This is a genomic window from Shigella sp. FJ200513 (assembly GCF_040495915.1).
Classification (GTDB): domain Bacteria; phylum Pseudomonadota; class Gammaproteobacteria; order Enterobacterales; family Enterobacteriaceae; genus ECMA0423.
The window spans coordinates 1-14624 of sequence record NZ_JBDYCV010000090.1 but is presented as its reverse complement, the minus strand read 5'-3'; the positions used below and the strand labels follow the sequence as shown (position 1 = coordinate 14624).

General features: G+C 51.2%; 14 protein-coding genes and 2 pseudogenes. 9 read left to right on the top strand and 7 right to left on the bottom strand.

Going from position 1 to position 14624, the window contains the following annotated elements; all coding sequences use genetic code 11:
* Window positions 1-60, top strand: a 60-nt coding sequence (locus ABZJ92_RS16590) for an IS1 family transposase (protein ID WP_071528444.1), incomplete at its 5' end; no start/stop codon positions are given.
* 29 nt (window positions 61-89) lie between these two features.
* On the opposite strand, the gene fabY is transcribed toward ABZJ92_RS16590, so the two are convergent.
* From fabY to yihV, 6 genes are all read right to left on the bottom strand, one after another.
* The gene (gene fabY / locus ABZJ92_RS16585) at window positions 90-1031 is read right to left on the bottom strand and encodes a fatty acid biosynthesis protein FabY (protein WP_005052844.1); all 942 of its coding nucleotides are present in this window, start codon (window positions 1029-1031) and stop codon (window positions 90-92) included.
* Window positions 1032-1075: 44 nt separating this feature from the next.
* Window positions 1076-1513 (bottom strand): D-aminoacyl-tRNA deacylase, encoded by a 438-nt coding sequence (gene dtd, locus ABZJ92_RS16580; RefSeq protein WP_000560983.1) that lies wholly within the window; start codon window positions 1511-1513, stop codon window positions 1076-1078.
* On the bottom strand, window positions 1510-2382 hold the full coding sequence (locus ABZJ92_RS16575; RefSeq protein WP_000920762.1) for a virulence factor BrkB family protein: 873 nt from the start codon (window positions 2380-2382) through the stop codon (window positions 1510-1512). The genes dtd and ABZJ92_RS16575 overlap by 4 nt, the downstream gene beginning before the upstream one ends.
* Window positions 2376-2975, bottom strand: coding sequence for a glucose-1-phosphatase (yihX, locus tag ABZJ92_RS16570; RefSeq protein WP_001295269.1), 600 nt, complete (start codon window positions 2973-2975; stop codon window positions 2376-2378). The genes ABZJ92_RS16575 and yihX overlap by 7 nt, the downstream gene beginning before the upstream one ends.
* Window positions 2976-3073: 98 nt before the next feature.
* Window positions 3074-3859 carry a DeoR/GlpR family DNA-binding transcription regulator gene (locus ABZJ92_RS16565; protein WP_000059682.1) on the bottom strand — a complete coding sequence of 262 codons (786 nt, stop codon included), beginning with the start codon at window positions 3857-3859 and terminating at the stop codon, window positions 3074-3076.
* 33 nt (window positions 3860-3892) lie between these two features.
* Complete coding sequence (gene yihV / locus ABZJ92_RS16560; protein WP_000621632.1) at window positions 3893-4789, bottom strand: sulfofructose kinase; 897 nt, start codon at window positions 4787-4789, stop codon at window positions 3893-3895.
* A 167-nt stretch (window positions 4790-4956) separates the two neighbouring features.
* On the opposite strand from yihV, the gene yihU reads away from it, so the two are divergent.
* The 8 genes and pseudogenes from yihU to ABZJ92_RS16520 form a co-directional block, all read left to right on the top strand.
* The gene (gene yihU / locus ABZJ92_RS16555) at window positions 4957-5853 is read left to right on the top strand and encodes a sulfolactaldehyde 3-reductase (RefSeq protein WP_000718893.1); all 897 of its coding nucleotides are present in this window, start codon (window positions 4957-4959) and stop codon (window positions 5851-5853) included.
* 23 nt (window positions 5854-5876) lie between these two features.
* Window positions 5877-6755: a sulfofructosephosphate aldolase gene (yihT, locus tag ABZJ92_RS16550; RefSeq protein ID WP_001046454.1), complete on the top strand. Its 879-nt coding sequence runs from the start codon at window positions 5877-5879 to the stop codon at window positions 6753-6755.
* Window positions 6756-6771: 16 nt separating this feature from the next.
* Window positions 6772-8013: a sulfoquinovose isomerase gene (gene yihS, locus ABZJ92_RS16545; protein ID WP_000870903.1), complete on the top strand. Its 1242-nt coding sequence runs from the start codon at window positions 6772-6774 to the stop codon at window positions 8011-8013.
* Between the two features lie 137 nt (window positions 8014-8150).
* Complete coding sequence (locus tag ABZJ92_RS16540) at window positions 8151-9053, top strand: aldose-1-epimerase (RefSeq protein ID WP_005052848.1); 903 nt, start codon at window positions 8151-8153, stop codon at window positions 9051-9053.
* A gap of 198 nt (window positions 9054-9251) precedes the next feature.
* On the top strand, window positions 9252-11288 hold the full coding sequence (gene yihQ / locus ABZJ92_RS16535; protein WP_000380824.1) for a sulfoquinovosidase: 2037 nt from the start codon (window positions 9252-9254) through the stop codon (window positions 11286-11288).
* A 45-nt stretch (window positions 11289-11333) separates the two neighbouring features.
* A pseudogene (locus ABZJ92_RS16530) lies at window positions 11334-12708 on the top strand (MFS transporter).
* A 42-nt stretch (window positions 12709-12750) separates the two neighbouring features.
* Window positions 12751-14154, top strand: a complete 1404-nt coding sequence (locus ABZJ92_RS16525; protein ID WP_005064671.1) for an MFS transporter — start codon at window positions 12751-12753, stop codon at window positions 14152-14154.
* Window positions 14155-14221: 67 nt separating this feature from the next.
* Window positions 14222-14551: pseudogene (locus ABZJ92_RS16520) on the top strand (oligogalacturonate-specific porin KdgM family protein); the annotation flags it as partial.
* Between the two features lie 15 nt (window positions 14552-14566).
* Here the strand turns inward: ABZJ92_RS16520 and ABZJ92_RS16515 are convergent.
* The gene (locus tag ABZJ92_RS16515) at window positions 14567-14623 is read right to left on the bottom strand and encodes an IS1 family transposase (protein ID WP_003032489.1); all 57 of its coding nucleotides are present in this window, start codon (window positions 14621-14623) and stop codon (window positions 14567-14569) included.
* Window position 14624 lies beyond the last annotated feature (1 nt).

The following is a 14624-nucleotide window of genomic DNA, read 5'->3' as shown; positions in this document are numbered from 1 at the left end:
TCGGTGGAGCTGCATGACAAGGTCATCGGGCATTATCTGAACATAAAACACTATCAGTAAGTTGGAGTCATTACCCCCCTCTCCATAAGCTACTCTTCTTCGTTCCCGCCCTCTTCATACGGGCCAAATGGCTTCGCGGGCAGAACGATATACGTGCCTTCAAACACTGCACCCGGCGTCTCGTCGCCAAAGATTTCGACCTGCATCTGCACCCGTGCTTTTCGTCCGCGCGCCAGACGGTCGAGATCGCCGCTTAAGGCACCAAGGTCGGCTACCGCATGGGGTTTACCGCTAATCGGTTTGCTGTAGCGGATATGCGCATCCGCCAGAATAATCGTTCCGCCGAGGTGGCGTTCACGCAGCATCAGCCAGATAAGCCCCCAACCGGTGAGCGTCGCCAGCGAGAATAAACTCCCGGCAAACAGCGTATGGTGCGGATTCTGATTGCCGGTTTCCGGCATGGTGGTGATAAATTTTTGCCCGGTATATTGTTGAATACGCACGCCCATTTTTTCACTAAGCGGGATATGTTCGTACCACGCCTGTTGCAGCTGCGCGCACCAGTCGCCGCGATGCAAAATATCATCCAGAGTGGCGACGGGCTTAATCATCAAAAAATGGCGAATCGGCGTGGTGGTTGGCGTGGTGATTTCTCCCTGATTAACAAACCCCAGCTTGGCGAAAAACTCCACCGCGTCTTCACGGGCGCTACAGGTCACGCGCTTAACGCCTTCCTGACGCGCCACCGACTCCAGGGTCATCGCCATCAGCGTTCCTAACCCTTTGTCCTGCACGTCCGGGTGAACGACCATAAAGCGAATGGACGCTTCATTGTCGGCATTAATATACAATCGGCCTACCGCCACCAGATTACCCTGCTCGTCGACGACCATCTGGTGATGCGCCATCGCATCCCACGCGTCGCGTTCCGAACCTTTTGGTTGATGCAGGGGCTTACGCAACATTTCCCAGCGAAAGTGATAGTAACGCTCTAACTCTTCTTCTGTTTGTGGAACCTGAAGGTGATACATAGCGATACTCTCTCTTGTTTCCCGTGACAACCCTGGAAGCTGGCTCATACCTGCAACCAGAATGTCACGGGGCCATCATTGACCAGCGATACCTGCATATCGGCAGCGAAGCGTCCTGTTTGCGTGTTCATCTCTTGCTGGCGGCAGCGTTCGACGAAATAGTCATATAACGCCTCTGCGCGATCCGGTGATGCGCCTTTGGAGAAACTTGGGCGCATCCCCCGTTCGGTATCTGCGGCGAGGGTAAACTGGGAAACCACCAGTACACTGCCGCCCGCCTGTTGCACGTTGAGATTCATCTTGCCTTCGGCATCGCTAAAGATGCGGTAGCCGAGCACACGCTCGCACAGACGGTTTGCTTTCTGTTCGTCGTCATCCTTTTCGACACCCAATAACACCAAAAGTCCCGCGCCAATTTCGCCCGTCACTTCTCCCTCCACGGTGACGCTGGCACGGGTTACGCGTTGAATTAATGCAATCATGGTTCGTCGTCTTCTTCTTGTTCAGCTGCTTGTTTTAGTTTGCGGTATTCCCCGAGAGTGACAGTAATTTCCGCGCCAAGCAAGACGATACACCATGTCCAGTAGACCCAAACAAAGAGAATGGGGATCACCGCCAGCACACCGTAAATGAGCTGATATGACGGGAACATGGTGATATAAAGCGCGAAACCTTTCTTTCCTGCTTCGAACAGGAGTGCGGCGACAAACGCGCCGACAATCGCGTCGCGGTTAGGTACGCGGATGGTAGGAACAATGCTGTACAGCAACCAGAAGGAGATCCACGACAACAGCAACGGAAAAATACGCAGCACGTTGTCGATGACAGTATTGAGATCGCTCGCCCAGCGCAGGGAGAGCAAATAGGAACTGATCGCCAGACTGGCCCCTGCCAGCAGCGGCCCCAGCGTTAAAATCATCCAGTACACGGCGAACGAGTAAATTTTTGGTCGCGCTCGTTTACTGCGCCAGATGGTATTCAACGCGCTATCGATGGAGTACATCAACAATAACGCGGTGACGATCAGCCCGCACGCCCCAACGGCGGTCATCTTGTTGGAATTAGCAACAAATTGTTCGATATACCGCTGAATAACATCGCCAGTAGCAGGCAGAAAGTTGGCAAAAATAAAGTGACGTAACTGAATGCTGACGTCGGAAAACATGGGAAAAGCGGCGAAAAGCGCAAAAACAACGGCAACCAGCGGCACTAATGAGAGCAACGACACATAGGCAAGGTTACCTGCCAGGGTTGTCATGTTGTCCTCATCAATACGTTGCCAGAGTAGTTTTAGCCAGGCCCATAGTGGACGGGTACGGTGCCTGGCTTTGTCCTGAATGGTTTTTAGCATAACACCTTCGCGAAATAGTCCGGGATGGTGGTTTTATCTTTCACCAGAATACTGGTAATGCCTAGCTGATTAGCTCCTTCTATATTATCGGCGTTATCGTCGAAAAAGACCGTATCGCTGGGTGAAAAACCTTCCGCCTGCAAAACATGCTGGTAAATTCGTGCTTCAGGTTTGCGCATCCCCAGATCTTGCGACAGATAGATATGGTCAGCAGCATCACGAATTTCCGGGTATTCTTCCGGCCAGAAGGTGGTATGCAGGCGGTTGGTATTGGAAAGCACCACCACGCGATGCCCCTGCTCACGCAGTTTATGCATGATGGCGATCACTTCCGGGCGCAGCGCAACAAACACCGCCTGCCAGCCGTGAGAGAACTGCTCGTAGCTTAGCGGTAGAGCCATCTCATGACACAGCGCCTCTGCGAACGCTTCGTCGCTAATTTCCCCACGCTCATGCTGATGAAACGCCTCCCCCATATGAAAACTCTTCTTAAGCGATGCCAGCGGAATACGCGTTAAATCGCTCCAGGCTCCCAGCACACGGTTAAAGTCGATATCGACAATCACATTACCTAAATCAAAGATATAGAGCATTTTTGCCTCCTTTCGCGCCACAAGAAATTAACTGTAGCGGGAAAGGATGGGTTTGGCTATGTGGCAAGGTATGAAGCCAGGTTAACGGTCACAAAAATCTACGCGTCTTCCTGGGGAAGAATGATTTCAATTTGGCTGTCTTGTAAGCGTGATTTTAGCGCAGCGGGCGGCAGCTCGTCGGTAAAGAGCGCAGTGACCTGTGCCACGTTACCAATTTCAACCGCCGCCGAAGCATGATACTTAGTGTGATCGGCGACCAGCAGAATATTTCTCGCGTGCGCCATCATCGTTTTCACCACGTTAGCTTCGTTTACATCAAACTCCATCAACGCGCCATCGCTCTCAATCGCCCCAACGCTTGTTACCAGATAATCAGCACGAAAATCAGCCACAAAGGACGCCGCTGAAGGGCCAATGATCCCGCTATTATGAGAGCGCAACGTACCGCCGGGCACCATCACTTCAAAGCGCGGGTTGTGGTAAAGAATATGCGCCACACGCAGGCTGTTGGTGATTATCCGCAAATGATTATGGTTAAGTAACGCCCGGGCAACATGCTCAACAGTCGTACCAATGGTGATAAATATTGTTGAACCATCAGGAATATAGTCTGCCACCGCTTCGGCAATCGCTTTTTTTTTCTCGGTTTGCGAAACCTCACGCTGCTCGAACGCCGTATTAACGACGCTGGAAGCCCGACCCGCGCCACCGTGATGGCGCGTAATCAGGCCTTGCTCGCTTAATTTACGAATATCCCGGCGGACCGTCTGCGTGGAGACATCCAGCAGATTTGCCAGCTCATCAATATTCATATACCCACGCTCGGCGATCAGCATGAGGAGTTGGTCGTGCCGCGGGTTACCGGTTAGTTCGGTAAGGCTCATGAAAATTCCTCGAAAAACCATCACCCTGGCATTTTATACAAAAAGTGACAAAAAAGATCGGGTTTGATCACAGTCAGGGATCCCGGCTCGTCCACCGGGACGTGTGCATTTTAACGCCGCTACACCGCTGGCGAAGCGGACTGACTCCGCTAAATCCCCACTTGTTGCCAGCGCCACCGCCAAAGCGCCGTGAAAAACATCTCCCGCACCTGTGGTATCTACCACATCAACTTTGAAGGCCGGTTGATGCTGACGCCCACCATTTTCCAGCCAGTCGCAGCCTGCGCTACCCTGGGTCACATAGACATGACCATTTGTGAGCGTTTGTGCCTGTTTTAGCGCACTGGCCATCTCTTTCACGCCCGTTAAGCGCGCCAGACCCGGTTCTGAAAAGGCCGCGTGATCGCTTAATGCCACCAGCTCACTGATATCCTGCGGCGTAATGTCCCCGTCCAGAACGGTCATCACACCCGCCTGACGGGCCAGGGTGAAGGCTTTTTTAGCGCCGTCGTGCCAGCGTACATCTGCCAGCACAACATCCCACTGAGAGAAATCAATTTCCTCCAACCACTCTGCGTCAGGCAGCAGATCCGGGCTGGGGTAGTTAATGATTATCCGCTCGCCTTTGGTATCCACCATGATGGCGGATTGCGAAGATTTCGCCTGGTTATACCGTTTGGTGTAACGGGTGTTAACGCCCCAGGATTCCAGCTCTGCCAGCAGGCTGTTGCCCGCGTCGTCATCACCTACGCGACCAATAAAATCGACCTGCGCCCCCAGCCTTGCCGCCGCAACCGCTGCCGTCGCCGCTGGCCCGCCACCAACTTCCGTATAATTTCTCGCCACGTATTTACCGCTCTCCGTCGGTAACCCTTCCACGTAATAGATGCGATCCATCACGGTTATACCTACACAAGCAACACGAATCATGGTCATTCCTTAAACATTTTGGGATGCGTTCATTTTAATTTCACCAATTGTTTAAAAAGTGACGGCTGTCAATTTTTTGACGATAAATTACAAATTCGATCAAAAACAGACAAGCAAAGCATGTCATAAATGACAAAAAGTGACATCACTGTATTCAGGAGAGGGTTATGGCAGCAATCGCGTTTATCGGTTTAGGACAAATGGGTTCGCCAATGGCGAGCAATTTATTGCAGCAAGGGCATCAACTTCGCGTCTTTGATGTGAACGCCGAAGCTGTGCGGCATCTGGTAGACAAAGGTGCGACTCCCGCCGCCAACCCGGCGCAGGCCGCTAAAGATGCCGAATTTATCATTACCATGTTGCCGAATGGCGATCTGGTGCGCAACGTGTTGTTCGGTGAAAACGGCGTTTGCGAAGGCTTATCTACCGATGCGCTGGTCATTGATATGTCCACCATCCATCCGCTGCAAACCGATAAATTGATTGCCGATATGCAAGCCAAAGGCTTCAGCATGATGGATGTTCCGGTAGGCCGTACTTCTGCAAATGCCATTACCGGTACTCTGTTACTGCTGGCTGGCGGCACCGCTGAACAAGTTGAACGTGCCACACCGATCCTGATGGCGATGGGCAGTGAGTTGATCAACGCTGGCGGTCCGGGCATGGGGATCCGCGTTAAGCTCATCAACAACTACATGAGCATCGCGCTCAATGCGCTTTCGGCAGAAGCCGCCGTTTTGTGCGAAGCCCTGAATCTTCCCTTCGATGTTGCCGTCAAAGTGATGAGCGGTACCGCCGCCGGTAAAGGTCACTTCACCACTTCCTGGCCAAACAAAGTCCTCAGCGGAGATCTTTCTCCCGCCTTCATGATCGATCTTGCCCATAAGGATCTTGGCATCGCCCTTGATGTCGCCAACCAGCTGCATGTGCCAATGCCGCTGGGGGCCGCCTCACGGGAGGTTTATAGCCAGGCGCGCGCAGCGGGTCGCGGTCGCCAGGACTGGTCCGCCATTCTGGAACAGGTCCGTGTCAGTGCCGGGATGACTGCCAAAGTAAAAATGTAACGACTGGATAAAGGAATAAATGAATGAATAAGTACACCATCAACGACATTACGCGCGCATCGGGCGGTTTTGCCATGCTGGCGGTCGATCAGCGCGAAGCCATGCGCATGATGTTTGCCGCGGCTGGGGCACCCGCTCCGGTAGCCGATAGCGTTTTAACTGATTTCAAAGTTAACGCTGCAAAGGCCCTCTCGCCTTATGCCTCGGCGATTCTGGTAGATCAACAATTCTGCTACCGCCAGGTGGTTGAGCAAAACGCGATTGCCAAAAGTTGCGCCATGATTGTCGCCGCCGATGAGTTCATTCCTGGCAACGGTATTCCGGTCGATAGCGTGGTTATTGACCGCAAAATCAATCCGCTACAGATCAAACAAGACGGTGGCAAAGCCTTAAAACTGCTGGTGCTGTGGCGTAGTGATGAAGATGCGCAGCAACGTCTGGATATGGTGAAAGAGTTCAACGAACTGTGCCACTCACACGGTCTGGTAAGCATCATTGAGCCAGTCGTCCGCCCACCGCGTCGTGGCGATAAATTCGATCGCGAACAAGCGATCATCGATGCCGCCAAAGAGCTGGGCGACAGTGGCGCTGACCTCTACAAAGTTGAAATGCCGCTTTATGGCAAAGGTCCGCAACAAGAGCTTCTCTGTGCTTCACAACGTCTGAATGACCATATCAATATGCCATGGGTGATCCTCTCTTCCAGTGTCGACGAAAAACTGTTCCCGCGTGCCGTACGCGTGGCAATGACGGCGGGCGCATCGGGATTCCTGGCAGGCCGTGCAGTCTGGGCATCGGTCGTCGGTTTACCAGACAACGAGCTGATGCTCCGTGACGTTTGCGCACCGAAATTACAACAACTTGGCGATATCGTCGACGAAATGATGGCTAAACGCCGCTAAGATGAGGATAAAAGGAATGAAATGGTTTAACACCCTAAGCCACAACCGTTGGCTGGAACAGGAAACCGACCGCATCTTTGATTTTGGTAAAAATTCCGTAGTGCCGACTGGTTTTGGCTGGTTAGGCAATAAAGGGCAAATCAAAGAAGAGATGGGCACCCATCTGTGGATCACAGCTCGTATGTTGCACGTTTATTCCGTTGCTGCGGCGATGGGTCGACCTGGCGCTTACGCGTTGGTTGATCACGGTATTAAAGCCATGAACGGCGCACTGCGTGATAAAAAATATGGCGGCTGGTATGCCTGCGTGAATGACGAGGGCGTGGTGGATGCCTCCAAACAGGGCTATCAACACTTCTTTGCTCTGCTGGGTGCCGCCAGCGCCGTCACAACGGGTCACCCGGAAGCGCGCAAGCTGCTCGATTACACCATTGAGATTATCGAGAAATATTTCTGGAGCGAAGAAGAGCAGATGTGCCTGGAGTCCTGGGACGAAGCCTTCAGCAAAACCGAAGAGTACCGCGGCGGCAATGCCAATATGCACGCGGTGGAAGCTTTCTTGATTGTTTATGACGTCACTCACGACAAAAAATGGCTGGATCGCGCGATTCGCGTGGCTTCCGTGATTATCCACGACGTCGCCAGAAATAATCATTATCGCGTTAACGAACACTTCGATACCCAGTGGAATCCGCTGCCGGATTACAACAAAGATAACCCGGCGCATCGCTTCCGCGCGTTCGGAGGTACACCAGGCCACTGGATCGAATGGGGCCGTTTAATGCTGCACATCCATGCTGCCCTGGAAGCCCGTTGCGAACAACCACCAGCATGGCTGCTAGAAGATGCCAAAGGTCTGTTTAACGCCACCGTGCGCGATGCCTGGGCACCCGATGGAGCGGACGGGATTGTTTATACCGTTGACTGGGAAGGAAAACCGGTGGTCCGCGAACGTGTACGTTGGCCTATCGTCGAAGCAATGGGTACGGTCTACGCGCTCTACACCGTCACTGGCGATCGCCAGTATGAAACCTGGTATCAAACATGGTGGGAGTACTGCATTAAGTACCTGATGGACTATGAAAATGGTTCCTGGTGGCAGGAGCTGGATGCGGACAATAAGGTCATCACCAAAGTCTGGGACGGCAAACAGGATATTTATCACCTGCTGCATTGCCTGGTGATCCCGCGTATCCCGTTAGCGCCCGGCATGGCTCCAGCGGTTGCAGCGGGTCTGCTGGATATTAATGCGAAATAACTGATCTGAAAATAGGGTGCGGGTTTTCCCCTCACCCTAACCCTCTCCCCAAAGGGGCGAGGGGACCGTCCGGTGCAGTTTTTGGGTTTGACATCAGCCTCACGGGAGGCTGTATGTCGTTAATTAAGGTGCCTTGTATGCAAATCACCAATATGCATTGCAGTGGACAGACCGTTTCACTTGCCGCGGGGGATTATCACGCGACCATTGTGACCGTCGGTGCTGGTCTGGCTGAATTAACCTTTCAGGGTTGTCATTTAGTCATCCCGCACAAACCCGAAGAGATGCCGCTGGCGCATCTGGGTAAAGTGCTTATTCCGTGGCCGAACCGGATCGCCAACGGCTGTTACCGTTATCAGGGGCAGGAATATCAGTTACCCATTAATGAACATAGTTCAAAAGCCGCTATTCACGGGCTGCTTGCCTGGCGAGACTGGCAAATTAGTGAATTAACCACCACCAGCGTTACCCTGACAGCTTTTCTGCCGCCCAGTTACGGCTATCCGTTTATGCTGGCTTCACAAGTTGTTTATTCGCTCAACGCACACACGGGTCTTTCCGTTGAGATCGCAAGCCAGAATATCGGCACTGTCGCAGCGCCTTATGGCGTGGGTATTCATCCTTATTTAACCTGCAACTTAACATCTGTTGATGAATATCTGTTCCAGCTTCCGGCAAACCAGGTTTATGCCGTCGATGAACACGTAAATCCGACAACGCTTCACCACGTTGATGAGCTGGATTTAAATTTCACGCAGGCGAAAAAAATAGCCGCGACAAAAATCGACCACACCTTTAAAACCGCTAATGATTTGTGGGAAATGACCATTACCCATCCACAGCAGGCGCTTTCGGTAAGCCTTTGTTCCGATCAACCCTGGGTGCAGGTTTATAGCGGTGAAAAATTACAGCGTCAGGGACTGGCAGTTGAACCTATGAGTTGCCCGCCTAACGCCTTTAATTCAGGTATCGACTTATTATTACTGGAACCAGGAAAACCGCACCGCCTGTTTTTTAATATTTACGGACAGAGAAAATAACTTGTATTGATTAGCAGTCAAAATCATTGAAGAACATTTCACTCGCTAAAGGCAACATTATGTATCTTCAATTTATTAAGTTAAAAACAGCTCAGCTTCTGTAAAGTTTTTATATATCAGTTTTATGAGAATCATTTTACATAAGCCTGTAATAACAGGAAGGCAACAATCTCGTTCTCAACTCTATGGAGATTAGTTATGGATACGCCACGTCCACAGTTATTAGATTTTCAATTTCATCAGAATAACGACAGTTTTACCCTACATTTTCAACAACGTCTTATTTTAACCCATAACAAAGATAATCCTTGTTTATGGATTGGCTCAGGTATAGCGGATATCGATATGTTCCGCGGTAATTTCAGCATTAAAGATAAACTACAGGAGAAAATTGCGCTTACCGACGCCATCGTCAGCCAGTCACCGGATGGTTGGTTAATTCATTTCAGCCGTGGTTCTGACATTAGCGCCACGCTGAATATCTCTGCCGACGATCAGGGCCGTTTATTGCTGGAACTACAAAACGACAACCTTAACCACAACCGTATCTGGCTGCGCCTTGCCGCTCAACCAGAGGACCATATCTACGGCTGCGGCGAACAGTTTTCCTACTTCGATCTGCGCGGCAAACCGTTCCCGCTATGGACCAGTGAACAAGGCGTTGGTCGCAACAAACAAACCTATGTCACCTGGCAGGCCGACTGCAAAGAAAATGCGGGCGGCGACTATTACTGGACTTTCTTCCCACAGCCTACGTTTGTCAGCACGCAGAAGTATTACTGCCATGTTGATAACAGTTGCTACATGAACTTCGACTTTAGCGCCCCGGAATACCATGAACTGGCGCTGTGGGAAGACAAAGCTACGCTACGTTTTGAATGTGCTGACACATACATCTCCCTGCTGGAAAAATTAACTGCCCTGCTGGGACGCCAGCCAGAACTGCCCGACTGGATTTATGACGGGGTAACGCTCGGCATTCAGGGCGGGACGGAAGTGTGCCAGAAGAAACTGGACACCATGCGTAACGCGGGCGTGAAGGTTAACGGCATCTGGGCGCAGGACTGGTCTGGGATCCGTATAACCTCTTTTGGCAAGCGCGTGATGTGGAACTGGAAGTGGAACAGCGAAAACTACCCGCAACTGGATTCACGCATTAAGCAGTGGTATCAGGAGGGCGTGCAGTTCCTGGCCTATATCAACCCGTATGTTGCCAGCGATAAAGATCTCTGCGAAGAAGCGGCACAACACGGCTATCTAGCAAAAGATGCCTCTGGCGGTGACTATCTGGTGGAGTTTGGCGAGTTTTACGGCGGCGTTGTCGATCTCACTAATCCAGAAGCCTACGCCTGGTTCAAGGAAGTGATCAAAAAGAACATGATTGAACTCGGCTGCGGCGGCTGGATGGCTGACTTCGGCGAGTATCTGCCCACCGACACGTACCTGCATAACGGCGTCAGTGCCGAAATTATGCATAACGCCTGGCCTGCGCTGTGGGCGAAGTGTAACTACGAAGCCCTTGAAGAAACGGGCAAGCTCGGCGAGATCCTCTTCTTTATGCGCGCCGGTTCTACCGGTAGCCAGAAATACTCCACCATGATGTGGGCGGGCGACCAGAACGTGGACTGGAGTCTCGACGATGGCCTGGCGTCCGTAGTCCCGGCGGCGCTGTCGCTGGCAATGACCGGACATGGTCTGCATCACAGCGACATTGGCGGTTACACCACCCTGTTTGAGATGAAGCGCAGCAAAGAGCTGCTGCTGCGCTGGTGCGATTTCAGCGCCTTCACGCCGATGATGCGCACCCACGAAGGTAACCGTCCTGGCGACAACTGGCAGTTTGACGGCGATGCGGAAACTATCGCCCATTTTGCCCGTATGACTACCGTTTTCACCACCCTGAAACCTTATCTGAAAGAGGCCGTCGCGCTGAATGCGAAGTCCGGTCTGCCGGTCATGCGCCCGCTGTTCCTGCATTACGAAGACGATGCACATACCTATTCCCTGAAATATCAGTACCTGTTAGGCCGCGACATTCTGGTCGCTCCGGTACACGAAGAAGGTCGCAGCGACTGGACGCTCTATCTGCCGGAGGATAACTGGGTACATGCCTGGACGGGTGAAGCGTTCCGGGGCGGGGAAGTTACCGTTAATGCGCCCATCGGCAAGCCGCCGGTCTTTTATCGCGCCGATAGCGAATGGGCGGCACTGTTCGCGTCGTTAAACAGCATCTAATCACATCCGCCCGTGGGGAAACTCATGGGCAAAGGGAGAACATCGATGAGTCACATCACAACGGAAGATCCAGCAACTTTACGCCTGCCCTTTAAAGAGAAACTCTCTTACGGTATTGGCGACCTGGCCTCTAACATCCTGCTGGATATCGGTACGCTTTATCTTTTGAAGTTTTATACCGACGTTCTGGGGCTGCCAGGCACCTATGGCGGCATTATCTTTTTGATTTCAAAATTCTTTACTGCGTTTACCGATATGGGTACCGGCATTATGTTGGATTCCCGACGCAAGATCGGTCCAAAAGGTAAGTTCCGTCCTTTTATTCTGTATGCGTCATTCCCGGTCACCTTACTGGCGATCGCCAACTTTGTCGGCACACCGTTTGATGTCACCGGTAAAACGGTGATGGCCACTATTCTGTTTATGCTTTACGGACTGTTTTTCAGCATGATGAACTGCTCCTACGGCGCAATGGTCCCGGCAATCACCAAAAACCCCAACGAACGCGCCTCACTGGCGGCATGGCGTCAGGGCGGCGCTACGCTGGGCCTGCTGCTGTGCACGGTGGGATTCGTGCCAGTTATGAATCTTATCGAAGGTAATCAGAAACTTGGCTATATCTTCGCCGCCACGCTGTTTTCACTGTTCGGCCTGCTGTTTATGTGGATCTGCTACTCAGGCGTGAAAGAGCGTTATGTCGAAACCCAACCAACCAATCCGGCGCAAAAGCCTGGCCTGTTGCAATCTTTCCGCGCAATTGCCGGTAACCGCCCACTGTTCATTCTGTGTATTGCCAACCTCTGCACCTTAGGGGCGTTTAACGTCAAGCTCGCCATTCAGGTCTATTACACCCAGTACGTACTTAACGATCCCATCCTGTTGTCGTATATGGGATTTTTCAGCATGGGCTGTATTTTCATCGGCGTGTTCCTGATGCCTGGCGCAGTCAGACGTTTTGGTAAGAAGAAGGTCTATATCGGCGGCCTGCTGATTTGGGTGCTGGGCGATCTGCTCAACTATTTCTTCGGCGGCGGCTCGGTCAGCTTTGTGGCGTTCTCCTGCCTGGCGTTCTTCGGCTCAGCGCCTGAACTGGGCGCTGGTTTCCGACACCGTCGAGTACGGCGAGTGGCGCACCGGCGTGCGTTCGGAAGGCACGGTCTACACCGGCTTCACCTTCTTTCGCAAAGTGTCTCAGGCGCTGGCTGGTTTCTTCCCCGGCTGGATGCTGACGCAAATTGGCTATGTGCCGAACGTCGCACAGGCTGACCACACCATTGAAGGGTTACGCCAGTTGATCTTCATCTACCCAAGCGCACTGGCGGTAGTCACCATTGTGGCGATGGGTTGCTTCTACAGCCTGAACGAGAAGATGTATGTCCGCATTGTGGAAGAGATAGAAGCCCGTAAACGCACGGCGTAATAATAATAAACGACGCCCTGCGGGGCGTTATAAGGAGTGATTATGTCTGACCATAATCCACTGACATTAAAACTGAATCTGCGGGAAAAAATCGCCTATGGTATGGGCGACGTCGGTTCGAATTTAATGCTCTGCATCGGTACTCTGTATCTCCTCAAACTTTATACCGATGAATTAGGGATGCCTGCTTACTATGGCGGGATTATCTTTCTGGTCGCGAAGTTTTTTACCGCGTTTACCGATATGCTCACCGGATTTTTACTCGACTCGCGGAAAAATATTGGGCCTAAAGGCAAATTTCGTCCCTTTATTTTATATGCAGCAGTTCCGGCGGCGTTAATTGCAACGCTCCAGTTTATCGCCACCACCTTTTGTTTGCCGGTTAAAACGACGATTGCCACCACGCTGTTTATGATGTTTGGACTTTCATACAGTCTGATGAACTGCTCGTATGGTGCGATGATCCCGGCAATTACCAAAAACCCGAATGAGCGCGCGCAGCTCGCGGCTTACCGCCAGGGTGGTGCAACCATAGGGCTATTGATTTGTACCGTGGCGTTTATTCCGTTGCAGTCGCTTTTTTCTGACTCAACCGTCGGTTATGCCTGTGCGGCACTTATGTTCTCCATTGGCGGCTTTATTTTTATGATGCTGTGCTACAGAGGCGTCAAAGAGCATTATGTGGACACAGCGCCAACCGGACATAAAGCCAGTATTCTCAAATCTTTTTGCGCGATATTTCGTAATCCACCATTGCTGGTTTTATGCATTGCTAACCTGTGTACTCTGGCGGCATTTAATATCAAACTGGCGATTCAGGTCTATTACACCCAGTATGTGCTGAATGATATTAATTTATTGTCGTGGATGGGATTCTTCAGTATGGGATGCATCCTCGTCGGCGTATTACTGGTGCCAGTAACTGTAAAATGTTTTGGTAAAAAACAGGTTTATTTAGCTGGCATGGTGCTATGGGCGGTGGGTGATATACTGAATTATTTCTGGGGAAGTAACTCTTTCACTTTCGTCATGTTCTCTTGTGTCGCCTTTTTTGGCACGGCCTTTGTAAACAGCCTGAACTGGGCACTGGTACCAGATACCGTAGATTACGGTGAATGGAAAACCGGTATTCGTGCCGAAGGTTCTGTTTATACCGGTTATACCTTCTTTCGTAAAATTTCTGCCGCACTTGCTGGCTTCTTGCCAGGCATTATGCTGACGCAAATTGGTTATGTTCCCAACATCGCGCAAAGCGATGCGACATTACAGGGTTTGCGTCAGCTCATTTTTATCTGGCCTTGTGCACTGGCAATTATTGCTGCATTGACGATGGGATTCTTTTACACACTCAATGAAAAACGGTTTGCATTGATTATTGAGGAAATCAACCAACGCAAAAATAAAGAGATGGCGACAGAAAAAAAAACGGCTTCCGTAACGTTATAAATGTCAATAGCCGCTATTTCCATCCTGGTGGGTGGCGGCCTCCCTACGTTTAAAAAATGGACTTATTATGAAAAAGATTAATGCAATAATTTTATTATCTTCTCTGACCTCTGCCTCGGTATTTGCTGGCGCATACGTCGAAAACAGGGAGGCATATAATCTTGCCTCCGATCAGGGCGAGGTTATGCTACGTGTGGGTTATAACTTCGATATGGGCGCGGGTATTATGTTAACCAATACCTACACCTTTCAGCGAGAAGATGAACTAAAACATGGCTATAATGAAATTGAAGGTTGGTATCCTTTATTCAAACCAACCGATAAATTAACCATCCAGCCCGGTGGCTTAATTAATGATAAGAGTATCAGTTCGGGTGGTGCAGTGTATCTGGACGTCGGTAATGACTCCAACTTACTGATAGTGTTTTATGTTCAGATAATGCCCGATGACCTTGTCATGCAGCTCCACC